The organism is Acaryochloris marina S15 (genome assembly GCF_018336915.1).
Taxonomy (GTDB): Bacteria; Cyanobacteriota; Cyanobacteriia; order Thermosynechococcales; family Thermosynechococcaceae; genus Acaryochloris; species Acaryochloris marina_A.
Genome location: NZ_CP064923.1, coordinates 2,176,939 through 2,200,187, shown reverse-complemented (window position 1 = coordinate 2,200,187; position 23,249 = coordinate 2,176,939). Strand labels below are relative to the sequence as shown.

Annotated in this window: 21 protein-coding genes and 1 tRNA gene; 7 read left to right on the top strand and 15 right to left on the bottom strand. The window is 47.1% G+C overall.

Annotated features, from left to right (window positions below):
- The first annotated feature begins 96 nt into the window (after positions 1-96).
- A complete protein-coding gene (locus I1H34_RS10720) occupies positions 97-1,359 on the top strand; it encodes a M23 family metallopeptidase (RefSeq protein ID WP_212665604.1) in 1,263 nt (420 codons plus the stop codon).
- A 268-nt stretch (positions 1,360-1,627) separates the two neighbouring features.
- Here the strand turns inward: I1H34_RS10720 and I1H34_RS10715 are convergent, their stop codons facing one another.
- Entirely contained in the window at positions 1,628-1,813 is a 186-nt protein-coding gene (locus tag I1H34_RS10715; protein ID WP_212665603.1) for a hypothetical protein, read from the bottom strand.
- A 430-nt stretch (positions 1,814-2,243) separates the two neighbouring features.
- Between I1H34_RS10715 and I1H34_RS10710 the strand changes: the two genes are divergently transcribed.
- Together I1H34_RS10710 and I1H34_RS10705 are read left to right on the top strand one after the other, a co-directional pair.
- Positions 2,244-3,701, top strand: a complete 1,458-nt coding sequence (locus I1H34_RS10710) for a glycoside hydrolase family 13 protein (RefSeq protein WP_212665602.1) — start codon at positions 2,244-2,246, stop codon at positions 3,699-3,701.
- Positions 3,702-3,850: 149 nt separating this feature from the next.
- Positions 3,851-4,537: a hypothetical protein gene (locus I1H34_RS10705; RefSeq protein ID WP_212665601.1), complete on the top strand. Its 687-nt coding sequence runs from the start codon at positions 3,851-3,853 to the stop codon at positions 4,535-4,537.
- A gap of 99 nt (positions 4,538-4,636) precedes the next feature.
- Here the strand turns inward: I1H34_RS10705 and I1H34_RS10700 are convergent, their stop codons facing one another.
- Positions 4,637-5,497 carry a M48 family metallopeptidase gene (locus I1H34_RS10700; protein ID WP_212665600.1) on the bottom strand — a complete coding sequence of 287 codons (861 nt, stop codon included), beginning with the start codon at positions 5,495-5,497 and terminating at the stop codon, positions 4,637-4,639.
- Between the two features lie 398 nt (positions 5,498-5,895).
- On the opposite strand from I1H34_RS10700, the gene infC reads away from it, so the two are divergent.
- On the top strand, positions 5,896-6,429 hold the full coding sequence (gene infC / locus I1H34_RS10695; protein WP_212665599.1) for a translation initiation factor IF-3: 534 nt from the start codon (positions 5,896-5,898) through the stop codon (positions 6,427-6,429).
- Positions 6,430-6,466: 37 nt separating this feature from the next.
- On the opposite strand, the gene I1H34_RS10690 is transcribed toward infC, so the two are convergent.
- The 5 genes from I1H34_RS10690 to psbP form a co-directional block, all read right to left on the bottom strand.
- Positions 6,467-6,736, bottom strand: a complete 270-nt coding sequence (locus I1H34_RS10690) for a YciI family protein (RefSeq protein ID WP_212665598.1) — start codon at positions 6,734-6,736, stop codon at positions 6,467-6,469.
- 3 nt (positions 6,737-6,739) lie between these two features.
- Positions 6,740-7,612: an S-methyl-5'-thioadenosine phosphorylase gene (locus tag I1H34_RS10685; protein WP_212665597.1), complete on the bottom strand. Its 873-nt coding sequence runs from the start codon at positions 7,610-7,612 to the stop codon at positions 6,740-6,742.
- Positions 7,613-7,842: 230 nt separating this feature from the next.
- Positions 7,843-8,868 (bottom strand): oxygen-dependent coproporphyrinogen oxidase, encoded by a 1,026-nt coding sequence (hemF, locus tag I1H34_RS10680; protein WP_212665596.1) that lies wholly within the window; start codon positions 8,866-8,868, stop codon positions 7,843-7,845.
- Positions 8,869-8,979: 111 nt separating this feature from the next.
- Positions 8,980-9,052 (bottom strand) — tRNA-Ala (locus I1H34_RS10675).
- Positions 9,053-9,141: 89 nt separating this feature from the next.
- Positions 9,142-9,681, bottom strand: coding sequence for a photosystem II reaction center PsbP (psbP, locus tag I1H34_RS10670; RefSeq protein ID WP_212665595.1), 540 nt, complete (start codon positions 9,679-9,681; stop codon positions 9,142-9,144).
- Between the two features lie 500 nt (positions 9,682-10,181).
- Here psbP and I1H34_RS10665 point away from each other — a divergent pair, with 500 nt between their 5' ends.
- Positions 10,182-10,964 carry an ABC transporter permease gene (locus tag I1H34_RS10665; RefSeq protein ID WP_212665594.1) on the top strand — a complete coding sequence of 261 codons (783 nt, stop codon included), beginning with the start codon at positions 10,182-10,184 and terminating at the stop codon, positions 10,962-10,964.
- A gap of 3 nt (positions 10,965-10,967) precedes the next feature.
- Here I1H34_RS10665 and I1H34_RS10660 read toward each other — a convergent pair whose 3' ends face one another.
- Complete coding sequence (locus I1H34_RS10660) at positions 10,968-11,402, bottom strand: hypothetical protein (protein ID WP_212665593.1); 435 nt, start codon at positions 11,400-11,402, stop codon at positions 10,968-10,970.
- A gap of 48 nt (positions 11,403-11,450) precedes the next feature.
- Positions 11,451-12,509, bottom strand: a complete 1,059-nt coding sequence (gene argC, locus I1H34_RS10655) for an N-acetyl-gamma-glutamyl-phosphate reductase (RefSeq protein WP_212665592.1) — start codon at positions 12,507-12,509, stop codon at positions 11,451-11,453.
- Between the two features lie 268 nt (positions 12,510-12,777).
- On the opposite strand from argC, the gene ribBA reads away from it, so the two are divergent.
- Both ribBA and I1H34_RS10645 read left to right on the top strand, forming a co-directional pair.
- The gene (gene ribBA / locus I1H34_RS10650) at positions 12,778-14,457 is read left to right on the top strand and encodes a bifunctional 3,4-dihydroxy-2-butanone-4-phosphate synthase/GTP cyclohydrolase II (RefSeq protein WP_212665591.1); all 1,680 of its coding nucleotides are present in this window, start codon (positions 12,778-12,780) and stop codon (positions 14,455-14,457) included.
- Between the two features lie 174 nt (positions 14,458-14,631).
- Positions 14,632-15,375, top strand: coding sequence for a tetratricopeptide repeat protein (locus I1H34_RS10645; RefSeq protein WP_212665590.1), 744 nt, complete (start codon positions 14,632-14,634; stop codon positions 15,373-15,375).
- Between the two features lie 31 nt (positions 15,376-15,406).
- Here I1H34_RS10645 and I1H34_RS10640 read toward each other — a convergent pair whose 3' ends face one another.
- The 6 genes from I1H34_RS10640 to I1H34_RS10615 all read right to left on the bottom strand — a co-directional run bounded on the left by I1H34_RS10640 (position 15,407) and on the right by I1H34_RS10615 (position 23,088).
- A complete protein-coding gene (locus tag I1H34_RS10640; RefSeq protein WP_212665589.1) occupies positions 15,407-16,765 on the bottom strand; it encodes a cytochrome P450 in 1,359 nt (452 codons plus the stop codon).
- 159 nt (positions 16,766-16,924) lie between these two features.
- Complete coding sequence (locus I1H34_RS10635; protein WP_212665588.1) at positions 16,925-17,353, bottom strand: hypothetical protein; 429 nt, start codon at positions 17,351-17,353, stop codon at positions 16,925-16,927.
- 30 nt (positions 17,354-17,383) lie between these two features.
- Positions 17,384-18,391 (bottom strand): thiamine-phosphate kinase, encoded by a 1,008-nt coding sequence (thiL, locus tag I1H34_RS10630; RefSeq protein ID WP_212665587.1) that lies wholly within the window; start codon positions 18,389-18,391, stop codon positions 17,384-17,386.
- Between the two features lie 81 nt (positions 18,392-18,472).
- On the bottom strand, positions 18,473-19,567 hold the full coding sequence (locus tag I1H34_RS10625; protein WP_212665586.1) for a peptidylprolyl isomerase: 1,095 nt from the start codon (positions 19,565-19,567) through the stop codon (positions 18,473-18,475).
- Between the two features lie 200 nt (positions 19,568-19,767).
- Positions 19,768-20,670 carry a glutamate racemase gene (gene murI, locus I1H34_RS10620; protein ID WP_396124645.1) on the bottom strand — a complete coding sequence of 301 codons (903 nt, stop codon included), beginning with the start codon at positions 20,668-20,670 and terminating at the stop codon, positions 19,768-19,770.
- A 399-nt stretch (positions 20,671-21,069) separates the two neighbouring features.
- Positions 21,070-23,088 (bottom strand): elongation factor G, encoded by a 2,019-nt coding sequence (locus I1H34_RS10615; RefSeq protein ID WP_212665585.1) that lies wholly within the window; start codon positions 23,086-23,088, stop codon positions 21,070-21,072.
- Between the last annotated feature and the right edge of the window lie 161 nt (positions 23,089-23,249).

The window sequence follows — 23,249 nt, the reverse complement described above, 5'->3', positions numbered from 1 at the left end:
TGAAGGTTAACTTAACCTTGTCTCTCTTTGCTTTACTGATGTGTTTTCCATTGATTACCGACAAAAAACTGAATCACCTCTAAGGATCGAATTGGTATGATGCATCGCTCACTCTCGCTCCGAACTCACCTTCGGTCAACATCTCTGTTGTGCCTGGGTAGCTGGCTAAGCCTTCCCCTTGGCTTGGGAGTTCTGTCTCTAAATCAGCGAGCCCAAGCGATTGATCTTGAGAGTCCGGCCATCACAGAAACAGCCCCCATCTCTCCTGCAGCACCACCCGTCGACACATTTATCGATCCACCTGAACCTGCTTGGGAACCAGCGCCTGTCGCACCACCTGTACCATCTATCCCTGAGCCCATTGCCTTACCTGAAACACCTGTCCAGGCTGCTCCAACAGCTCCAGCCATATCACCACAAGTCATGCCGCAGGTAGCTGACCGTCCTGCCATCGCCCCCACAAATACAGATTCCAGCACTTATTCCATCACCCATGCCCCGGTGCCGGTAGAGACCACATCGACCCCGACCTCGCATAAGACCGTTCTATCGGGTAGCATTTCGGGTTGTAAAGCAAGCCTCAACATTGATCCAGTCCTCGCAGCAACCCTGTGTGGCCCTGCGATTCAAACAGCCCAGAAACCCACAATCCCGATTCGTCAATATACTCCTGTTGCTTCAGCTCCAACCTATTCGACCTATTCTTATCAACCACCACAACAGCCTGCCCCCAAGTGGACAGGCTATTCTCCGTCCTATATCCCCAAGACTGCCCCAACTCCCTGGGTTAAAGGTGCTCCGGTCTCTTTGAGTCCTTTAGCAAAAACCTCTCCCTCGATTAAACGGCTGTCTTCCTCTCCCAACCCCCTAAAGTGGCTCGTTCCAAATCGGCAACAGATGATCTTTCCGTTGCCCATGCCCGCCTCCATCACTTCAGCCTTTGGTTGGCGGACTCACCCGATCTCAGGCCAAACTAGTTTCCATGCTGGCACTGACTTGGCAGCACCAACAGGCACACCTGTTCTAGCGACGTTTCCTGGTCAAGTCCAAACCACAGGTTTTATGGGTGGCTATGGCTTAGCAATTCTACTGCAACACCAAGATGGGCAACTGGCGACCCGTTATGCTCACCTATCCAAGATTTATGTCCAGCCCGGTCAATGGATTTCTCAAGGAACCATCATTGGATTAGTGGGGAGTACCGGAAATTCCACTGGCCCTCACCTGCACTTCGAGACGTTAAAGCGCCAAAATAAGCGCATGGTCGCATTTGATTCTGGCATTCAGCTCAAAGTCTCTCTGGCAGAATTAATTAAAGCGATGCAAACAGCAAAAGTCCCTCCCAAATCTCAAAGCTAAGTTGGGCACAACAGATTGAAGTTCCGTAGCCTAAATCTGTTAGAGCCTAGATATACCTACCTCAATCTGCTAGGCGAGACACCCCGACTGAAACTCTCGTGCATCCTACTAGCTGCCTCCATCTACTGGCAGCCAGATTTATGACATGTTGCACCATGAATTGCAGACATCTATACAGCAAGACTCACTCATTCGATCAAACGATCTATCAGGATATGACTAGGCGCTGGATAAAACCGTTCCAGTCATAGGGTCAAAGTGCTGACCACTAATTTTTAGGTAATTGAGATGGATTGCAGGCTTGCCATACTTCAATCATGGCTTGAACTGCCATTTCCACAGGAATTTGTTCCAAGGTTTGGCTGTGATGAAATTTTAAGCTGATAATCAGTTGTTTGTGTAGAACCGAGAGGCGCTGACGTTCATGGGCAGCCTCGACGACGTCATCTTTCATGTGTCATTAGGTTGGAGCCAATGGCATCCAAGAGAAATAAGCATCAACATCGAAAACCTGCACTGCTAATAATTTTACATAGCAGGCGAAAAGAGAGTCTTAGAAAAAAAGAAAAACTGGATAGTCAGCTGTCCTGTCTTCCATTGGTATAGACAATGAATACAGTCTGCATTCCTGAAACCGCCATGATTAATGGAGGGAAAATGCAAAAATCTAATCAATATATCCTCAAAAAATGAGGAGATTAAGGATAGCCCAAGGAGATTTAAATCAATACTAACTTAGACAACCTCTATATGGATAAGTAACTTCAGATATAGAATCGTACAGGTTCTCGGTTTAACCTCATTGCTACAGCTAATGAAGGGATAGCTAATTCTTCAGCTAGTTGTTATACCATTGCCATTACTCTGTTGCTTAGTTGGTGATAATGCAGATTTATACGCCTGATTGGGTTAAAAATGCTGTCTTTTATCAGATTTTCCCTGATCGTTTCGCTTTCCGCCCACATTCCTCTATTCCGTCCCAAGTAAATTGGGAGTCTTGGCACGCACCGCCTACCGTCCAAGGATATAAAGGGGGAAATTTGTGGGGGATTATTGATCGTCTCGATTATTTAGCTGATTTAGGCATCACAGCGCTCTATCTAACACCCATTTTTCAATCGGCGTGTAATCATCGGTATCACACCCATGATTATTACCAAGTAGACCCCATTTTAGGCGGGAATGAAGCACTTACTGCTTTGTTAACAGCAGCCCACGAACACCAAATTAAGGTGGTACTGGATGGTGTCTTTAATCATGCCAGCCGAGGATTTTTCTTTTTTAACGACATCTTAGAAAATGGCCCTCACTCACCTTGGGTGGACTGGTTTCGAATTGAGGGCTGGCCTGTTGCAGCATATCAAGGTAGCAAGCCTGCTAATTATGTGGGTTGGAGTGGCAATCGAGCCTTGCCCCAGTTCAACCATGACCACCCCGATGTGCGTGAGTACATTATGCAAATTGCGGAGTACTGGATAAAACAAGGCGTTGATGGGTGGCGCTTAGATGTGCCCAATGAAATTCAAGTCCCTGAATTTTGGCAAGAATTTCGCGATCGCGTCAAAGGTATCAACCCAGAAGCCTATATTGTGGGCGAGATCTGGGATAATGCCCAGCCCTGGCTACAAGGTGACCAATTTGATGGGGTGATGAACTACCAGTTTCGGCAGGCCACTATCGCTTTTGCCGCAGGCGATCGAGTGGATATAGACTATACAACTCAACCGACCTATGCGCCTTATCCCGCCCTGGAGGCATCAGAATATCAGCAACGAATTCAGGACTTACTGACCTGGTATCCCTGGGACATTCAACTGACCCAACTTAACTTACTGTCCAGCCATGATACGGCTCGACTGCTGTCGATGGTGCATTTGGACTACAGCACCATAGAACTGGCAACACTCCTGTTGCTAACCTTTCCCGGTGCTCCTTGCATCTATTACGGGGATGAAGTGGGGCTCCCAGGCGGAATCGATCCTGATTGCCGTCGCAGTTTTCCTGAAGAGGCCGATTGGCATCTCCCATTACAAGCCATGCACAAACAGCTGATTCAAATCCGGCACCAACATGCTGCTCTCAGAACTGGCCAATACCAAGTTTTACTGGCTACGGATGAGACCTATGTCTTTAGCCGTTCTTTGGCAGAAGAAGTGCTGATTGTAGCTATCAATACTAGTACTGAGTCTAGTTCGATCACCGTCGACCTCAGCCCGTTACCCCAATCTATTTCAAAACTGGACTGTATCTACGGAACGCCTAAAGTCTCAGAAGTAAATTCAACCACTACATTAGAGCTGCCTGGACGACAAGGGAGTATTATGATTGCCAGTTTTGAATAAATCAGGCCTCAATTCGCTTAAAACATTGTTTTGGTATCACAGACGTCGGATTACTCCAATCGGTTGGGCATCCTAAGAACATGGGGGGACCCCAGTTTCGGGGATGTCATGAATGCATCTAAATTCCCGTACATTAGAAGCCTTAACAGATGGAAGCAATTTTAATGGTTCTAGCTGGATTGCTATTAGGTATTATTGCCACCGTAGCAATTCTCTATGCCTTCTTGGTGGTCCTGATTTTACCGAATAGAGAATCTATCTCTACTTTTCAACAACACTCTTCCCAACCGCAACGCCTCACTACTGAGGTTCGAGAACTCAGTGATTTACAAGCTTTGATGGAAATCAGGCAGCCTCAGCCTGCCGAAGCCCGTTCTTGGCATAAAAACTCTGAGTATCTAGCACTAAAAGCAGACATTCAAGATGAATCTCAGGCTTATCAGCGTATTCCTACTTTTTTAAGAGGATTTATGCCCAAGCCTTGGAAAAAAGCTTGGCAGTATAGCGAGTCATTAACCTATGTGAATGATTCAATTCCCAAAATTATTGGGAACTGGGATAGTCGAGAATTCTCTCGTCAATGTACTCCTACGCTATTGAAATCTACCCAGAAGGACAGCTTAGATCAGAGCTTTGCTGAGCTACTGGGTCGATGTGGCCAGATGACAGCTTATCAAGGCATCAAATATTTTGGCTTGGATAACCGAGGAGATTCGGTCTGGCAATTTGTGGCTCAAGCTGATTTTGAGAACGGATGGGCCATCATCACCGGCCGTGTGATTTGGCAAGGACAGCGCTGTTGGTTTGATCACTTCAGTATCAGTAACGCCATATAGTACTGAATAGACTCCTCAGCATGGTTTTCTAATTCACGTATTTTAGATGGATTTTAAAAGAGTAGGATGTGCAGATTGCCAGCCTGCTCTTTTTTTAGATCACCAATCTTTCCAGGCTAGAGGGTGGTCTGTATTAGCTGCATAGGTTTGCAATAGGGATTGATACATCGGACTATCTGACCATCGATCAATTTCTCGGGCTCGAAGCACAGGCAGAGGATGAGTCAGCTCAGCAGTGCGAACTGACTTGAGCAGGTTACCTAAATCATGATCGATGCGATCATAGGCTCGTGCTTGGTCAATAAAGGCGTCTACATTCAGCTGAGAGGCGAGGGTAGATGATCCCCCTGCTAATTTCATCAGGACTGATGCCATAACATTGGCATTTTGGGTGACGAGTAACCCCGCACGATCGCAAGTGAATTCTGCACAGCGGACCCAAGCCATCAACTGCCGTTGCAAGTTTTGGGCCATTAAGCCACCAAAGGGAGACAACTGACCAGCCGCCAGCACGAGCAAGTTAGCAATGGTGAGATACACGCCATGCTCGCATTTCAGATGCCCCAGCTCATGGGCTAATACAGCCTGTATCTCAGGGGGATCGAGTAATTCTAGCAGTGACGTATGCACCACAATAAAAGGTTGCTGTCCCCGCATAGCTAAGGTATATGCGTTCGGAGTAGGATTCTGGCGAACGTACAGCTGAGGCTGTTCCAAGTCAAGAATATGGCAGGCTTCAACAAGCAGGTGGTGAAGGTCAGGAAGTTGTCGTTCGCTGACTAAAACGCTAGATCCAATATTTTCTAGATAGAAGACTTGTTCGGCTACGCTTCCTAGCAGGCTTCGTACAAGCCAATCTAACCCAGGAAGCTGCTGAAGGGTTTGGGTTGCTTCCAAATCAATAGGATGTCGGAACTGGGCAGCCTGCAACCCCAATAAGGGAATTTTTGACATCGGCATTTTGTTTTAGTTTGCGGTGTGGCCTGACTTCATTGTGACATTTGTTTTTTAGAGTAGAGAAAAGGGTTAATTTTTTATCGTCTTAACACTGGGAAAAAAGCAGGGATAAGCTTCGATTTACCCTATTCCGTGAAGGGGCGAGGCAGGGTGATAAACCTGCTGAGATCTCAGAGTATCTTGAGGTGACTAACCGTTCAGGGCCTAGAGCTGTCGGCGATTCTCTAACAAGTTGCTCCATCTATAATTGAAGGATCTCCTCAAGGAACAGCTGTTTTCAGAGTAGATGTGACGGATGTGTTAAGAGAATGCTGATTCTAATCTGGATCTGTTAGTTTGAAAGGGGTAATCGTTTTCCCTTATTTCTTTCGCTATCTTAATTAATAGTAAATTAAACGCCTGTGGCTCCAATAAAAAAAAGAAATCAACAAAACCAGCCTAATATTAACGAACGTATTCGTTTTCCCGAAATTCGCGTAGTTGATGCAGATGGAACCCAGCTCGGCATTATGGCGCCCAGCGAAGCCATGGAAATCGCCGATGAGCGGGATCTGGATTTGGTGCTAGTGAGTGATAAGGCCGATCCACCAGTTTGCCGGGTCATGGACTACGGTAAGTTCAAATTTGAACAAGAGAAAAAAGCCCGGGAAGCAAAGAAAAAGCAGCATACTTCTGACGTCAAAGAAGTGAAAATGCGCTACAAGATTCAAACCCATGACTACGAAGTGCGGGTAAACCACGCCAAGCGCTTTCTAAAATCTGGCGATAAGGTGAAGGCAACCGTCACATTTAGAGGCCGGGAAATTCAACATTCCCATTTAGCCGAAGCGCTGTTAAAGAAGATGGCGAATGATTTGCTCGATTTTGCAGAAATCCAGCAAGCGCCCAAGCGTGAAGGACGAAATATGATTATGTACCTATCTCCGAAGAAATAGAGCTGGAGTATCTCCTCCATTGGCAGCTAGACTCGAGCTATAAAGGCTGCCCTCCAACTTGTACCCATTCATGTAATTCGTATTCAACACAATGGTTCAAGATCAGGGGGTCTTGCTCTACGATGTCTTGAGCTTCTTCGTAGGACTGGGCCTCAAAGATCAGCATGCCTCCTGCACTCTCTCGCCAATAGCCCGTTTTCGCCTGGTGGCTCTTCAAGGTTTTAACATAGGCCAGATGGGCGGGCACATGGCGATCAAATGTGGTTTTATCCACAATGCCGCGTTCAATTTTGATATACCAGGGCATGGCCTAAAGATACTTTTGTAAAATTAAGGAGAGTTGTTCTTTGGTAGTTGCTGGAGCCTGATCCAAGGGGGTAAAGATCGCGTGCTTTAGAGCATTATGAGCCTTGGAAGCAGGGGGCGACTGACTCAGGCGTTTAACGGTTTCTTTAATCACGCTTTGGGCATTACTCGCATTCTTGTGGAGGTTGCCAATAATCATTTCTACCGTGACGCTGTTATGTTCTGGGTGCCAGCAATCATAGTCGGTGACTAGGGCGAGGGTGGCATAGGCCATTTCTGCTTCCCGTGCCAGTTTAGCTTCAGGCAAATTGGTCATGCCAATGACGGTGCCACCCCAGCTGCGATATAGGTTCGATTCTGCTTTGGTGGAAAAGGCAGGACCTTCCATGCACACGTAGGTGCCCTGGCGATGAAGGGTTACGTCTGGGAGATTCAGAGATGCGATCGCATCTCCCACTACCCCAGCCAAAGCCCCACAAATAGGGTCACCAAAACCAATATGGGCCACAATGCCATTACCAAAGAAGGTGGAGACGCGATTCTTTGTTCGATCGATAAACTGGTCCGGCACCACCATATCCAAAGGTTTCGCTTCTTCCTTGAGGGAGCCAACTGCCGAAGCGGAGATCAAATACTCAACACCCAAAGATTTCATGGCATAGATATTGGCCCGGAAGGGTAATTCACTCGGGATAAGATGATGATTCCGGCCATGGCGGGCTAGGAAAGCAACTCGTGTTCCCTCTAAGGTGCCCACAATGAGCGCATCTGAAGGATCACCAAAAGGAGTCTTGACTTGAACTTCTTCTACATCTGTCAGAGCCTCCATTTTATAAAGGCCACTACCGCCAATAATGCCAATTTTTGCCTGAGCCATATCCAATACTAGTGACTGTTCAATCCTTTCGTAGTGTACTGGGAAAGTTAGGTCTAGCAACTAATTTTTTTCGCTAGCAGTGAGCCGAAACGCCCCATTTCCCTCACATTCGCAAAGAAAGCCTGAAATTATGGTTCAGATTCCCCAAAATCAAAGGCTTAACACGCAAAAAGCCAGGGGTTGAATATGCAACAGATACCCTGGCTTTTACTTTAGATATTTTGGCGAGTCTACCCTGTAGCCCAATCTTGAGGTTTTAAGAAAGTCTCATATAGTTCTGCTTCAGGGGTATTAGGCTCGGGAGAATATGCATATTCCCAGCGCACCAATGGTGGTAACGACATCAGGATAGATTCAGTACGGCCATTGGTCTGCAAGCCAAAAATTGTTCCTCGGTCATAGACCAAGTTAAATTCTACGTATCGACCTCGGCGATAAAGCTGGAAGTTGCGCTCACGATCACCATATTCAGTATCCCGTCGTCGCTCAATAATCGGGACATAGGCAGGCAAAAAGGCATTGCCACAGTCTTGGGCAAAGGCAAAGATTTCATCCCATGATCGTTGGGGTAAGGTACCCAGCTGATCGCTATGGTGGGCAGCAATCCCTTCAGTATGGGGACCACGGTATAGGGCACCGATACCATCCTGATAATCAAAGAAAAGACCGCCAACACCTCGCATTTCTTGCCGGTGCTTGAGGTAAAAGTACTCATCACACCAAGGCTTAAAGGTCGAGTAATACTCAGGATGATGACGATCGCAGGCTGCTTTCATCGTTTGATGAAAATGGACCACATCTTCCTTAAAAGGGTAGTAAGGGGTCAAATCAATCCCGCCACCAAACCACCACACAGGTCCAGCTTCAAAATATCGATAATTCAGATGCACCGTTGGCACATAGGGACTACGTGGATGCAAGACCATCGAAGTCCCCGTCGCATAAAATCGATGCCCTGCAGCTTCCGGTCGTTGTTTGAGAATAGAAGGAGGCAAATGATCCCCCCAAACCTCAGAATAATTCACACCACCCTGCTCTAAGAGTGCCCCTTCTCTTAGGACTCGCGAGCGGCCACCTCCTCCTTCAGGTCGGTCCCAGGAATCCTCTTGGAACGTGCTTTTACCATCCAATACTTGGAGCTTGTCACAAATACTGTCTTGCAAGCCTCGCAGAAATTCCCCCACCTGCTCTTTAGAGTCTGAAGGGGGTGGAGGAGCATTTATTACCGCTGAAGGCGTAGAAGGAGATGCGGTCATGAGGGGCCTCTAGAGAAATAAGGGCTGAGCCATTACAAAAATGCTTCGCTTGTATTGCAGGAAGCAGAGCCAGCCACGTTGCTTTATCTACTCTAGAACGATTTGGACGAATGGAGAATAGGGGATTCGAACCCCTGACCTCTGCGGTGCGATCGCAGCACTCTACCAGCTGAGCTAATTCCCCAAGAAACGCGGACTATTGCCGCGCCAACATATTCTAGTGAGTCCGTTTTTGCTCTGTCAATTAAGGAGCAGCCACGCATTAAACCCAATTTAATAAACAGAGAATGAATCAACGACACGCTGAAAAACAGGCTCAACCTTAGTCCAACGAGACTCTGGTGTAGAAAGGCTGAGAGTAAACAGCTTACCCCGACGAACAACCACAGTTGAGAGGTTATGGCGTTTACCAATGGGTAAATCAATCGAATATTCAAGGGCGTAATAGACTTTCTCATCTTCTGTTCGCGAAGCTGCCGCCAATAAATCCGCTTCTTGACCCGATTGGGAAGGCGCAATCACCGCATTCAAAAGAGTGCGAGCCACTTCAGTTGGATCCCCTAAATCGGTCAACTGAGTATCACTGGTAATGTCACTAACAACTACGCTCACATTTTCGGTTTCTTCAATCAGGTCATGAAACACGACGTCAGAGCTACCGGGAACTTTGATGGGTGCCCAGCCATTGGGATACATAAAAGTATAACCATCAATATTGTCTGCATAAGCTTGCAATCCGGCTGTATCAGACGCGCAGGCTTGTAAGGTCAGACTTAAAATAATGAGTGCAAGTGCTGCGATTCTTTTGAACATGTTATGTGTCCTTAACCCGTTTTCCTTTGCTTGTAGACAAATTCGATTCATTGAGTGAGTTTATTGTCGCATTGGGAGGAGCGTTACCTCCATCAATTGCAACAAGATGTTTAATCCCTATGCCTCCATCTCCTTAATTTCAAACATCTGCAGATACCAATCTGGACCCGCTGAAAACTGTTGCCAGCCAAAAGCATGAACAGCACAGCCTAATTCTTGCCGTGCTTCAGTACTCATACCATAGGCTTTTCAGTGATAATTGGCACAACCCTGATAAGGAGACGCCGCTGATTCCGCCCTGGGAGCGAACCCGATCTAAGTTCGGAGAATTCGGCAATCCCAATCTAGAGGTCGCCATCATAAATTGAGTGCTTTTAGGCTAGCCCGATGGGCTGGACGAAAGAGATCTCGCTTCTGCTGCATGATGACCTCACCCAGTTCGGCATCGTTTATCTTAAGGGTGTCTTTAAGAGACCATACAGGCGAAAAAGGATGAGAGAATGAAACGGTATTTGCGGGTACTGAAGCTGTTTTGGGCAACGACCATTGCAGCCGAGATGGAATATCGAGCCAACTTTGCAATCTCAGCCCTTAGCAGCGTAGGAAATCTCGCGGGCAGTTTATTCGGCCTGTCTTTGTTTTACCGCACAGGATATACCTTCCAAGATTGGACTTGGCATGAAGCCCTTGTTGTTCTGGGCATCTTCACCCTCCTTCAAGGCTTTTCAGCCACCTGCTTAGTCCCCAATCTAAACCGCATTGTTCGCCACGTTCAAGAAGGCACCCTCGATTTTATTTTACTCAAACCCATCAGTAGTCAATTTTGGTTATCAACTTATTCCATATCCCCTTGGGGCTTGCCCGATGTCATTTTTGGGCTAGGACTAATCGGCTATGCCGGATTTCACTTGGAGCTAGGTTGGCAAAATTATGCTCTTGGCCTGGGGCCACTTCTCTGCGGATTTCTCAGCCTCTACAGCCTGTGGTTTATTTTGGGAGCCACCAGCATTTGGTTTGTCAAAATCTATAACGTTACGGAAGTCTTGCGAGGTCTAGTCGAAGCTGGCCGCTACCCAGTAGTAGCCTATCCAACCGCCTATCGCTTCTTTTTTACCTTTGTTATTCCTGTGACGTTCCTAACGACAGTCCCCGCTCAAGCCATGCTCAACCGAGCCACCTGGAATTGGAGCCTAGGTGCAGGAATACTCGCGATTGCTTTATTTATACTGTCCAATCGTTTCTGGCAGTTTGCACTCCGCTTTTACACCAGTGCATCCAGCTAGCGGTCAATCCACCACCACCGGATTTTCCAAAGCACGAATCTCGACCATGGCTGCCAGCAGTCCGCCCATACCAGAAGCAACGATGCCAATGATCATCCCCACTTGAGTCCAATTAATCACAGCAAATGGCCAGACAATACTACAGATAGCAATGGGGGCAAGGACCAACCCCACGGATAAATTAATGGCACCTAGCAAAAAACTGGCTTTGACCGAGAGGGCTTCCCATCCAGCAGTGGCATCTTGATTCACACGGCTGGCAATTGCTTTCACCAAAGCACCAATGCCAATGACACATCCCATTCCTGTGACCACCGCCATCGTCGTTCCTGCAGAGACTTTGGTTGAACCGACCAAAGCCCCAATCGCAGAGCCAATGCCAATAGTGACGATGGTCCACACCGCCCACACCAGCCCATTCTTATAATTTGTAGCCATTTGCTTAGATTGTTGCTAACTCTTTTATTTTCCCCCAATACGGATCCCTTAGGGATAAAACGTTAGTTCCGGCAATCCTAAGGTTTCTGGCCAGCCCATCATCAGGTTTAAGCATTGGACAGCTTGCCCTGCTTGACCCTTCATCAAATTATCAATGGCTGAAATCACGATGACACGACCGGTTCGCTGATCAACTTCTATGCCGAGATAGCACAGGTTCGTGCCATAGGCCCATTTCGTATAGGGATAGGTACTACTAGGTAAGACTTTCACCCATGGCGAATTACGATAAAACGCGCTAAAGATCGTAATCAAATCTTCCCGCACCAGTCCTGGGTCCCGCATCGTGGCATAGACCGTTGCCAAAATCCCCCGAGTCATCGGTGCTAAATGGGGCGTGAACTGGACGACCACCTCTCGCCCAGCCAAATCACTACTCACCTGTTCAATTTCGGGAGTATGACGATGATGGGCCACACCATAAGGACCAATACTGTCATTGGCCTCAGCTAGGAGTAGATGGGTTTTGGCTTGGCGTCCCCCCCCTGATGTGCCCGTTTTGGCATCAATAATGGCACTGTTTGGATCGATTAGCCCTTGTTTGAGCAAGGGTGCTAAAGCCAACAAACTAGCGGTAGGGAAACATCCTGGACAGCCCACCAATTGAGCCGTTGTAATCCCCTGCCGATAGAGTTCAGGCAAACCATAGACTGCGGTAGAGGCAAGATCGCGATCTTGTCGTTTAGTCCCGTACCAATCTTCATAGGTATCCAGGTTAGTAAATCGGTAATCAGCAGAGAGGTCCAATACCTTGCAACCTCGTTCCACTAAAGTCGGAGCCATCTCTGCTGCCAAACCATTGGGAAGAGCCAAAAAGACCACCTGGGTCCGCTCAACGATTTTGTCTAAATCGATGGCTTCTACCTTTAGACCTTGTTTAAATCCCAAGTGGGGGTACAAATCCGCAAATGGACGACCAGCACTGCTATTGCCCCCCAAATAGGCCAGCTGGACATGGGGATGTTCCAACAGTAGACGAGTCAACTGGACCCCACCATATCCAGATGCTCCAATAATGCCAACAGGAATATCTTCCTGAGAACCCATATTCATTTTTTCCTCAGAGGTCAGTCATACAAACAGTTAATGTAGTTCAGGCTTCCCAAAAATAATGATGATGATATCGATCACCGTATTAATTGATATCGATCACTGCATGGAATAGCAACGACTGCATTAGATCACATGTGCTGCATTGTAGTACCAAATCCCCATTTCGACTGGTTTTGCAGAATCAAAGGATTCTGTGCGAACTGGCGTCCCCACCCCTTAGAATTAAGGAGAAGATGTTAAAAAACGTTACGGTACCGTCACTTTGAATCCCCACGACACGCCAACAGACTCTTTTGAATTTGACTCCATTGAAGACGCCCTTGCGGAGTTTAAAGCGGGACATGCCATTGTCGTGGTGGATGATGAGAATCGGGAAAATGAAGGCGACCTAATTTGTGCAGCTCAATTCGCCACCCCTGACATGATTAACTTTATGGCCGTGGAAGCGCGGGGGTTAATTTGCCTAGCCATGACGGGGGAGCGATTAGATGCATTAGAGCTGCCCCTGATGGTTACCAATAACACCGACATGAACCAAACGGCCTTTACCGTCAGTATCGATGCCTCTCCTCATTTAGGTGTCACAACCGGCATTTCAGCGGAAGACCGCGCCCGTACGATTCAAGTCGCCGTCAATCCCGATTCTTTACCCACAGATTTGCGACGACCTGGGCATATTTTTCCCTTGAGAGCCCGCCCTGGCGGTGTTTTAAACCGAGCAGGCCATACTGAATCGGCGATTGACATGACTCGGTTAGCAGGGTTATATCCAGCTGGTGTAATCTGTGAAATCCAAAATCCCGATGGATCCATGGCTCGACTGCCAGAACTTCAAGATTATGCCCGCGAACATCAGCTTAAAATCATCAGCATTGCCGATTTGATTAGCTATCGGCTTCAACATGAACGGTTTGTTCATCGAGAAACCGTTGCTGAGATGCCCACTGAGTTTGGCCAGTTTCAAATTTATGCTTACCGAAATCAGCTCGATCACAAAGAACATGTCGCTATCGTTAAAGGTGATCCAAAACAGTTTGGTCAACAGCCCGTAATGGTGCGGATGCACTCAGAATGCCTTACCGGAGATGCCATCGGCTCCCTCCGCTGTGACTGTCGTATGCAGCTCCAGGCCGCCCTCAAAATGATTGAGAATGTGGGGCAGGGCGTCGTAGTGTATTTAAGACAAGAAGGCCGTGGAATTGGTCTAGTCAATAAATTAAAGGCTTATTCCTTGCAAGATATGGGTCTAGATACCGTAGAGGCTAATGAGAAACTAGGGTTCCCAGCCGATCTCCGAAACTACGGTGTAGGGGCTCAAATCCTCAATGATCTGGGAATTCAAAAACTTCGTCTGATTACCAATAATCCCCGTAAGATTGCAGGGCTCAAAGGCTATGGATTAGAAGTTGCAGACCGAGTACCTTTGCTGATCGAGGCCAACACTTACAATACGACCTACTTAAACACGAAGGCAGAAAAGTTAGGTCATATGCTTTTGCAAACCTACCTGCTGACGATTGCTATTCAATGGCAAGATGCCCCCTTAGATGTGACTCAACGCTACGACCGTCTTGAAAAACTACGTCACTTGGCAGACAATCAGCATTTGTTGTTACAAGAAGAGGCACGTCCAGTCGGAATTGCACTGTTCGAAGGCCCCTCGTTAATTTGCCATTTGGGCTTAGATCAACCCAACGTTGCTTCGGCAGATTGGTACCAACAAAAAGGACACCCTTACCTGGAAGCCATTACTCATATCTTTGAAAATTTAAAACAAGATTCATATGTTGCTAGTGTTGAATTTTTGATTTCTTCTGGCACCGATCCGCTTAAGAATCTCCAAGTCAAATTAGATCGAAAAAGCATTCAGGCAGATCAATTACCTTTACCTCTATGTCACGAGTTGGGAACACAAACAATCTATAGCGTTAACCTAGGCTAATCGCTACTTCTATTAGGCATCCGTAGGAAACTAGGCTGCTAGATGATAGTGAACATCATTTTAGCGATTGATCTCTTGACCTACAAAACCGCTTTTTTTATTCAAAAAAGTGAAATTCGATCACCTAAAGGTTGGAGATGGGAAACCTAAGGGTAATTCATAAGATTTACCTTAATGTTTCACATTGTTGTACTTGCCACAACTGGTTTTTGGATGTATGCGATTTTTGATTGCATCCGAAACGATCCAGATCGAAATATTTGGATCTGGCTATTGCTCTTCTTTAACTATCTTGGTGCTGTCATTTATTTCGCGACGAGAATGCTACCGCGAATGGATACTTCTTCAGCTCCCAGTTACTTAAAACGCTGGACTAAAGGAAGGGAGTTGCGAGCAGCTGAAGCTGCAGTCGTTAATATTGGAAAATCCCACCAGTATGTTCAACTGGGTAACGTTTTGATAGAGATGAGCAAGGTGACTCAAGCAGAGGAAGCCTTTCAAGAAGCCATTTCGAAAGAGCCCAATCATCTCGATGCCCTATGGGGACTGGCGTCAGTGGCAGCATCGGCTAAACGGTGGGAGGATGCTCAAGCCTATCTCCAGCAGATTCTATCCCTAGATCCTGAATATAAACGGGGCGATGCATCCTTGCTGCTAGGTAAAGTTCTCGTCGCCAGTGAACAGCGAGAATTAGCAAAACTCCACCTTATTCAAGATATTAAACACTGGAGTCATCCTGAGGCAGCATTAATATTAGCTACACTTCAAGCAGAAGATGGTGAAAAACAAGATGCCCACGATATCTTGAAGACAATGCTGTCAAAACTGAAAGCTTGCCCTGAATTTTATTACAGACAGCATCGCCATACCGCTAATAAAGCAGACCGAATGCTCCTGAGCCTAAAGAAGGAACTCTAGGGAGAAATATTCTAATCCAGAATTAGCCACCTCAGCGAGTAGCTAGCATGGGTACGCCTCCTGCTGGCGTAAAGGTGATTCCCCGCCGAACAGGTTGAATTGATTTGGAGCTAACCAATTGCAAGGGCGCTTGTTTGAGGATGGTGGCCAGCACTAATTTCATTTCAAATAAGGCAAACGCGTATCCTAAACAGCGTCGATTACTCCCTCCAAAGGGGAAATACTCATAGGGTGAAAACTGGCGTTCCAAAAACCGTTCGGGCCGGAAGGTATCGGGATTAGGGTAGAGATCTTCACGATGATGAACCAGATAAATACAGGGGGTCAGCATTACCCCTGCAGGCAGATCGTATCCCATGACTCGCAGGGGCTGTTTGAGGGTACGGCTAAAGGTAAACAACACCAGCGGATAAATTCGCAAGGTTTCTGAGCAGACTGCACTGAGATAGGGCATCTTAGCAATCTCACTCGGGTCAGTATCTGGAGTGATGGCACTGAGTTCTGCCAGTAATTTAGTTCGCACTTCTGGAACTTTATGAATCCAATAAAAGGCCCAAGCCAATGCAGAAGCGGTAGTTTCATGGCCAGCAAAGAGCAATGTCATCAACTCATCCCGTAATTCGGTATCGCTCATGGGTTCTCCCTGCTCATCTCGGGCAGCCAGGAGTAGGCTGAGAATATCTTGCCCCAAGGGCTGCTGGCGCCTTTCCTGAATTTCGGCGAGCAGAAGCGCATTAATGGCTTGACGACGACGTAAAAATTTTCCCCATAAACTCCAAGGCCCTAAATCTTTTTGCAAACCCGTGAGAAAGAGATGGCTAGACCCCAAGGAAGTATCGAAGGTATGGAGCATCTCGTCCAAGAGCTGGCGCAGCTGCTGAAAGCGTTCATTGTTGTCAATGCCAAAAATGGTCCGAAGGATAATCCGAAGGGTGATTTCTTGGGTGGCTGAGAGCATCACAAAGGGCTGATTTTGGGGCCATTCTTGCGATACTTGAGTTGCGATCGCACACATCGATTCACCATAAGCCCGCATTCGCTCACCATGAAAGGGGGGCATCACCAGTTTTCGCCGTTTTTTGTGGGCTTCCCCATCTAATAGAAGGAGGCCCTGATCGCCCGTAATAGGAGAGATGATCCGGTTGCCGCTGACACTATCGAAAAGATTGGGGTCAGTGGTAAAGACCTGCTCAATGGCATCAGGATAACTGAGGATAACAAAGGGTGGGAAGCCAAAGGATCGACCTTCAAAGATGTCACCATAATCGGCTTGGGCGTTTTCCAAATAAGGAATGGGGTTGACTATGGCTCGAATCGTTTGCAGCCAAGTTGGCACTTGAACACGAGGAATTGGCGCAGACGGAGTAGGGGCAGGCGCTGTAGTAGTCATTGTTTTTTCTCCAAGCTATCAATAGGCTAATCTTGATACCACTCTCATAGCAGGCCCAATATCTTGCCAGGGAAGATCAGAATTTTAGGTGGAAACTTAAGACTCTATTCCCTTGAGTAAATTTTCCAAGGTTGGCCATAGGCTGTTCCTGAGAAGGTTTTATAACTGTTCCTTTATCACCAATATCCTGGGATTCTCCAGTGACAGTATGTGACAAACATCATTCATTGAGATGAAAATAAAATGCTGTATTTTGTGGACTTGAAATTCTTCGTCAGTCATGAAATGAGCAGCATATTGATCTGCCCAAGGCGAATTATGAAAAATGAGTATAGGGTAGGTCCAATCTTGAAAGTTCGGATGCTCACATTGTGGAATCGGAGAGGGTAATGCGATTAAACCAAAGGATTCCTTCTCCCACTGAAAAGCAAAAGGATGCTCGAAAGTGATGCTGAGATCTGACTCAAAACCACCCATAACTCTAGCGAAATGCATGGTTATATTAAGGATAGAGGTCCATGCATATGAAATATCTGCACAGGGCATGCTTGGTATTGCAGTGTCTAAATATCGAACTGCTTTTTGCATGTGTTACCCAACTCTAGATAATATAGTTTATCAAAAGTGCTGATAGCCTTTTTGCAGATCTAAAAAATATTTTGTCCCATCTTTTCTGATTAACTTGATATCATTCCCAGCAATGATTTGACCTAAAATCACTGCTGTTGAGTCTAGTTTTTCAACCAACTTCTGTGCCGAGGATAGCGGTAAACAGAGAACCAACTCAAAATCTTCGCCCCCATAAAGCGCCCATTCTAGGGCTTGCTCTGAGGTTAAAACTTGAGAGTTTTTACAACTATCGGGTATCGAGATTTGAGTTTGCTGGATCTCAGCCCCAACTCCACTAGCTCTACAAATTTGTAAAACAGCATCCGCTAAACCATCACTACTATCCATTCCTGTCGCCCTAGGAACAGGTGTGAATTGTTGAAGCGCTTGAATCACATCTAATCGGGGTTGAGGACGCTGATGGGCTTTCTGTAGCGCTAATCGCTCTGTAAGACTCAATGTCTGTCCCCAATCCGGGTGGAGTAAGAGTTCTAATCCAGCCCGAGCAGCACCATGCACACCCGTAACCACAATTGCATCTCCCGGTTGAGCCGTAGAGCGCAAAATTTCTTCCTGGGGCAAGACCTCCCCTAACGCCGTCATGCTCACGGTAATGACTGAAGAACGACTCAAATCTCCACCAATAATGGCCGTTCCATAGGTGTTTAAGCAATCGGCCACCCCCTGATAAAACTGATCGAGCCAGCTCACAGGTAATGTTCCAGGTAAGCCTAGACTGATGGTCAGCCCCAAAGGGCTAGCCCCCATAGCTGCGATATCCGACAAATTTGCGGCAGCCGATCGCCAACCGACATCAGCGGGAGACGTGGTGCGATCGCTAAAGTGAATCCCATCCACCAACATATCCGTCGTCACCACAAGGTGATGTCCTGAACGAGGGGTGAGCACCGCTGCATCATCGCCCACCATACTGGGTTCACAAAACCGATACAGCCGCTGTAATAACTGTTGCTCACCTAACTCGGCCACCGTGAGACCTAGGTTTTTATTTTTCATCCATAACCTGATCAAAAAAGACCTGGGAACCGCGTTAAGTTCCCAAGCCTATTGTGGTTGATACTGGTCTAGATTTTGAAATTAGACTAGATTCTCAGCCCCTTTAATCACCCGAGCAGACTCAATCACGTCGCCGGGCTTAATCATACCGAGCACATCTTGGCCTTCCACCACGTATCCAAAGACCGCATAACGACCATCCAATAGATTTGAGCCAGCAGGCGTTAGTTCAGGTTCAAAAAGCAAGAAAAAGAACTGGGAAGAACCGCCGTTAGCATCATCGCCTGGCCGAGCCATTGCCATAGTGCCGTAGGAAGAGAAAGTCAATACTGGCTCATCTAGGTAGATTCCCAGCTCTTCCAAAGTAGAACCATAAATCGGCTCAGAATCGCCCTTAACCATGATTTCTAGAGGAATAGCCCGGTATTCTCCAGTGCTAGGATCGATGAAACCTGCATCGGGACCATCTGGATCGCCCGTTTGAACCACATAAGACTCTTCAGCCCGGGTGAACTCTAGGCCATCGTAAAATTTGCGCTGAACGAGATCGACAAAGTTCCCTGCTGTCACTGGAGCACTATAGCCATCTACCACCATCGTCATCTCACCTTTACTGGTAGTGACAGCAATCGTGGCTCGACCTTTCAATTGAGGCAGATTTTGATATTCTTCAGGCACCTCAAAGGGAAACTCTGTGAGCATCGCTTCTTCGATAATGCCCACTCGATCCGCCAGAGGTTTACGAATGGCGTTGAACTGGTCAATGTCCTTGTTCGCTACAGCATCTTCTAATTCTAGTAACGCTTGACCAATTAGATCTAACTGTTCGGCTGCAACCCCTTGTTGATCAGTCACAACCGCCGCCAAAATATCGGAGCGGTGAAAATCGAGGGTTCTTTTCGCTTTGCCCAGTCCTTTGCGAATTTCAGGCCATCGTTTGCCGCGAATTTGGGGCGTCGTTCCCTCTACAGCATTTTGAATATCCCGAATATAGGGTTCATCAATGGGTAGGGCAAAACGCAGAATGCTATTGCCATCTTTCACGGCATTAGCCGTTGGTAAAACAGATAGCGACAAAAGCGGGGCGGACCAGACTGGCCCTGATAGACCAAAGGAAAAAGCGAGGGTGAGCAGCAGCAGGGCTGTTCTTTTCAACCAAGAATGAAGACTATACATAGATCCTAAAATTGCAACTTAAATCAAGCCAGCTCGATCGTGAGCCACCCCACGAGGCTAGAACTGTTGTTCTGTAACAACAATCCCTATAAACCTAGTCAAACTAATCAACCACTGTTGAGACGAATCAACAATAGCAACCATGACGTGTTCGCGAACCTCTGCCTTGCATTAAGGACAGCAATCTTGATCTGGTAGATTTAAATCTGCTCAACAGCCTCAACAGATTGTGGTGAGGCGAGTTCAGGCAAGACAACCTTCTCAACGACTGGCAGAAACCCTAGCCATTGGTAGGATAACTCAGCAAACTGTTCGGGACAACCACTGACAAAGAACCGAGTCGTTGGAGAGGGGTTTCCGTTCTGCAATTGGAGAAGCTTTAGCTCTTGTTTTGCAGCGGTAGTGATATACACAGCCGGGTCAACGGTTTTGACGTGGGGTGGCAAAATTTGTCGAATCACACCAGACAAATGAGGGTAATGGGTACATCCGTAGACAAGAGTGTCAATTCCTTGTTGCAGAAGTTGCTTTAAGTGTTGGTGGACAATGTGGAGGGTTTCAGGTTCGCGAATGCGGTTGTGTTCAATGAGAGGGACAAATTCTGGGCAGGCCTCTTGGAAAACCTGGGCAGTGGCATTGACCTCTTGAATCGCTTGCGGATAACTTTTACTCGCCACTGTGGCAGGCGTTGCAATCACGCCGATACGTTTCCCTTGTTTAACGGCTGCTCGTGCCCCTGGCAGGATAATACCTAAGATAGGAATATCAAACTCAGCACGCACTTCATCTAAGGCTAATGCTGAGCTAGTATTGCAGGCCATAATTGCCATCTTGATGGGTTGAGATGTCATCCAACGCAAAATTTGGCGGACAAATCCGAGAATTTCGGATTGAGAGCGTGTTCCATAGGGGACATTCGCCGTATCCCCAAAATAGAGAAAAGACTCCTGAGGAAGCTGCTGCTGCAATTCCTTCAGAACCGTTAAACCACCCACACCGCTATCAAAGACACCTATAGGTAATTGCTGGGGGGAATAAGCACTTGTAGTTCTTCGAACGTAGCTGGGGATACCATCGAGATCGCCTTCGCTTCTTTTCCGCACAACGACTGTAACTCCTCACAAACACAAACAACACACACACACTTGACTACGCATTATTGCTTAGAATATGCATTTTTGCCTAGAGGCACTCGACAATATCCCTTGAGCTTGAGTAATTTTATTCCCTTTATAAGAAAATATAATCTTCGCTCATTAATGTTGACTGTGACCCAAAACAGATAGGGGCTGTGATCTAAGCACTTCTCACTGGTTGCAGGTTTAACATGCCCGCTTTGTATAGAGAATATGCAGCCTATCTTAGGATAGGCAAAAGAACTTCATAATTTATCAATATTTGGGAAAAATTTGTTTGTAAATCTGAGGGTATTCATCAAAAAAGTGATGCGGTTGATACCAACAGACCGCATCACAAAAATTCGGAGAAAGACTTGGGTAAGGCTAGACTTCTGTTTCGACTCTTGCCAAAACCCGTTCGGCTACTTTGTCGGGCACTTCTTCCAAATGATCGTCTCGCCAATTAAAGAAGCCAACCCCCTGGGTGAGGGATCTCAACTCAATAATCAAGCTTTGCATCTCTGCCATCGGCAAATAAGCCGAGATTTCATCCCAGCTGTCCCAATCGGCCTTGCCTTCATAGCCTAAGACCTGACCGCGATGATTACTGATTAAACGCAGGACCTTGGATGTGAATTCTGTCGGAGTGGATAGGGTCACTCGTTCAATAGGTTCCAAGAGTACGGGTTGGCAATTGGGAAGTCCAGACTGCATGGCAATCCGTGCCGCCTGCTTAAAGGCCTGTTCTGAGCTATCCACCGAGTGATAGGAGCCATCGGTGAGGGTGACATCAATATCGACGATGGGGAAACCCAACACACCATGCTGAAGGAATTCACGAACGCCCATCTCCACACCTGGGATATATTGTCGAGGGACCACCCCTCCCACAATGGTGTCCTTAAAGCTGAAGCCTTCTCCTCTCGCCTTCGGTTTGATATCTAACTGCACATCTCCATATTGACCATGTCCACCGGTTTGGTGCTTATAGCGGCCATGACTAGAGGCTGACTTGCGAATACTTTCCATGTAGGGGACATGGGGGGTATGGGTTTTGATGGGTAACTTATGTTTACGTTGTAGCCGATCCGTGGCAATTTGCAGGTGGATATCCCCTTGCCCCCACAGCACAATTTCGTGGGTGGTGTCCCGATGCTCCCAACTCAAACTGGGGTCTTCTTCCAAGAGCTTACTAATGGCACCGCTGAGTTTGACTTCATCTTTGCGATCTCTGGGGGAAATCGCTAGAGAATAGACGGGTTCAAGCTGCTGAGCCGTCGGTAAATCTGGAGGAGCAACTCCATTAACAACAACAAGGGTATCCCCAGTTTTGGCCCCATCTAAGCGGCTCAAGGCCACAATGTCTCCCGCCTTTGCTTGGGTGAGACTCTGTTGCTGTTGTCCCAATAAACGGTAGATGCCACCGACTCGCACTTGGTTTAAGGTCATCCCCTCGGTCAGGGTCCCTTGCCACACTCGCACTAGGGATAGTTTGCCGCCCTGAGGAGAGAAATAGTTTTTCAATACCTGGGCAACCAGACGATCTGAGCTGGGTTCTAGTTCACGAGATTGAGCCGTGTCATTCGCATCGGGTGCTTCCTTCTCAAGGGCGTCTAGTAGGGGACGAATCCCAAATCCTGCCTCAGCGACCCCTATAAAGACCGGCACAATTAAATCGGCCCCAAGTTCTGTTTTCAGATCTTGTAAGACTTCGGATTGGGGTGGCTCAATATCTTCTAAGAGTTCTTCTAAAAGATGATCATCAAAATCAGCTAACGCTTCCAACATTTCTGTATGGGCCGCTTTTTCCTGATCCGCCAGTTCTGCAGGTAAAGGTATCGGGTCCGCAGGGGAGTCGGGATGGTAATGGAAAGCTTGTTCAGAAACGAGATCAATAAATCCCTGAAGGTCTTCGTTTTGGCCAATGGGGTATTGATGAAGGACCAGAGGACGGCTGGAGACTTGCTTGAGAGCATCTAAGACTTCGCTAAAGGGAGCGTTGGCACGATCCATTTTATTGATAAACACCAGATGGGGAATTTCCCATTCATCCAGGGTTTGAAATAAGGGAGCCAGGGTGAGGACTTTCTCGGGTTCAGGCTCACACACCACTACAGCAGCATCAACCCCAACCAGACAGTTTAGGGTTTCTTGCAATAACTCGACAGAACCTGGGCAGTCTAAAAAAGTAAAAGAAAGGCCGCCATGTTCAAAACTGGCAGCCGTTACTTCTGTACTCATTTGGCGTTCCCGGGCTTCAGCGCTTGCATCCCCCACGGTGTTGCCTTCTTTTATGGACCCTTTTCGGGTGGTGACCTCCGTGACATGGAGTAAACTTTCGAGGAGCGTTGTTTTGCCACTGGAATAGGGACCCACCAGGGCAATATTTCGGAAACTATTCATAGTTACCTCGTTGATAGACGATATCGCTGCGATCAATCGCAGCAAGCAAAATAATGAAAATTGAAACTAGAAGGGGTAAATCTCAGTCTCATGAATGAAGGAGTTCCTGCTCGTAGACTGCAGAGACTTGAGACGTACCTCTGGTGTAACTCAGGATTCAG

Bases quoted from the DNA above. Each gene is read 5' to 3' on its own strand.
- I1H34_RS10615 (WP_212665585.1), bottom strand. From the start codon at position 23,088: ATGAATAGTTTCCGAAATATTGCCCTGGTGGGTCCCTATTCCAGTGGC.
- I1H34_RS10635 (WP_212665588.1), bottom strand. From the start codon at position 17,353: ATGCAAAAAGCAGTTCGATATTTAGACACTGCAATACCAAGCATGCCC.
- I1H34_RS10640 (WP_212665589.1), bottom strand. From the start codon at position 16,765: ATGACTACTACAGCGCCTGCCCCTACTCCGTCTGCGCCAATTCCTCGT.
- I1H34_RS10715 (WP_212665603.1), bottom strand. From the start codon at position 1,813: ATGAAAGATGACGTCGTCGAGGCTGCCCATGAACGTCAGCGCCTCTCG.
- psbP (WP_212665595.1), bottom strand. From the start codon at position 9,681: ATGTTCAAAAGAATCGCAGCACTTGCACTCATTATTTTAAGTCTGACC.
- I1H34_RS10625 (WP_212665586.1), bottom strand. From the start codon at position 19,567: ATGTATAGTCTTCATTCTTGGTTGAAAAGAACAGCCCTGCTGCTGCTC.
- I1H34_RS10700 (WP_212665600.1), bottom strand. From the start codon at position 5,497: ATGCCGATGTCAAAAATTCCCTTATTGGGGTTGCAGGCTGCCCAGTTC.
- I1H34_RS10685 (WP_212665597.1), bottom strand. From the start codon at position 7,612: ATGGCTCAGGCAAAAATTGGCATTATTGGCGGTAGTGGCCTTTATAAA.
- hemF (WP_212665596.1), bottom strand. From the start codon at position 8,868: ATGACCGCATCTCCTTCTACGCCTTCAGCGGTAATAAATGCTCCTCCA.
- I1H34_RS10665 (WP_212665594.1), top strand. From the start codon at position 10,182: ATGAAACGGTATTTGCGGGTACTGAAGCTGTTTTGGGCAACGACCATT.
- I1H34_RS10705 (WP_212665601.1), top strand. From the start codon at position 3,851: ATGGAAGCAATTTTAATGGTTCTAGCTGGATTGCTATTAGGTATTATT.
- argC (WP_212665592.1), bottom strand. From the start codon at position 12,509: ATGGGTTCTCAGGAAGATATTCCTGTTGGCATTATTGGAGCATCTGGA.
- I1H34_RS10660 (WP_212665593.1), bottom strand. From the start codon at position 11,402: ATGGCTACAAATTATAAGAATGGGCTGGTGTGGGCGGTGTGGACCATC.
- I1H34_RS10690 (WP_212665598.1), bottom strand. From the start codon at position 6,736: ATGCCCTGGTATATCAAAATTGAACGCGGCATTGTGGATAAAACCACA.
- I1H34_RS10720 (WP_212665604.1), top strand. From the start codon at position 97: ATGATGCATCGCTCACTCTCGCTCCGAACTCACCTTCGGTCAACATCT.
- I1H34_RS10645 (WP_212665590.1), top strand. From the start codon at position 14,632: ATGTTTCACATTGTTGTACTTGCCACAACTGGTTTTTGGATGTATGCG.
- I1H34_RS10710 (WP_212665602.1), top strand. From the start codon at position 2,244: ATGCAGATTTATACGCCTGATTGGGTTAAAAATGCTGTCTTTTATCAG.
- thiL (WP_212665587.1), bottom strand. From the start codon at position 18,391: ATGAAAAATAAAAACCTAGGTCTCACGGTGGCCGAGTTAGGTGAGCAA.